Origin of the sequence: Aporhodopirellula sallentina SM41 (genome assembly GCF_000346505.1) — a bacterium.
Lineage (GTDB): Bacteria > Planctomycetota > Planctomycetia > Pirellulales > Pirellulaceae > Rhodopirellula > Rhodopirellula sallentina.
In genome coordinates this window covers 1-902 of the sequence record NZ_ANOH01000180.1, presented here as the reverse complement: position 1 = coordinate 902, position 902 = coordinate 1, and the positions used below count along the sequence as shown (strand labels likewise).

At 52.7% G+C, this 902-nt stretch carries 1 protein-coding gene; it reads right to left on the bottom strand.

Features of this window, described 5'->3' with window-relative positions; translation table 11 throughout:
* Position 1: 1 nt before the first annotated feature.
* On the bottom strand, positions 2–902 hold a 901-nt coding region (locus tag RSSM_RS33700), incomplete at its 5' end, for a hypothetical protein (protein ID WP_044302349.1).

Here is a 902-nt window from a genome sequence, read left to right as displayed (position 1 = left end):
CCTAGAACAGCAACTCAAGTGCTTTATCGACTGCGTTAGCAGCCCACTCTTCGTCATCGCCGTCTGAAAAGGAGGACGACTCACCGCTCGATAAGCGTGATGCACTCATTGCAGATCCGCCGCCCGATGCTGGAAGCGTAGAAGGAGTTCCACCAGGCCAGAAAGTGCCAACCGACGCTTTCGTTTCCTGGATTGATCCATTCGAGACAAACGACTCGCCCAGGATGTCGTACTGAGGGTTGTAGTTTGAGCCGGTCGCGAATGTACCCGCCCTCAGAACCGCGTTACTCACCTCTCCGTTGGAAACGAAGCCGTTTCCGTTATGGTCGCCCGGTAGAACGTTAATAGCAAAAACAAAGTCTCCGCCTGCTGTTCCATCGCCAGACATCTCTGAGGAATTGTTGATCCAATCACCGTCTAGAGCGTTTCCAGCTGCGTCCGCTACCGAGCTACCGGAAATCAACAATGCCAGGTTGTCGATGCCAAAGTCCTGCGATCCGGCAAGACTGATTGTCAACCGGAACGGGCCAGCACCGCCGTTATTGGTATACGAGGTGGTCAGACCGTAGCTCGCATGCGATTCATAATCGGAGACGTTGTTACCCGCTAGTGACAGATCAGAAAGATCGATGGTTCCACCACCGACCTTCTGGACATCTTCACTAAAATCTACATAGATCGTATCGACGTTCGACCATGGCACCGATTGCGTTTGACCAGTACCTGGAAGCGAACGCCCCAATCCGTTACCGGATCCATAAACGACTGGTGAAATCAATTCTCCGACGCCGTCCGTACCGAAGTAGTCATCATCAATCGCATCCACAAAGGTAGAAGTGAAGAAATCCCAACTACTTCCCGATACAATCACGTCCGTGATGACAGGAGGGGTTGTGTCGCCG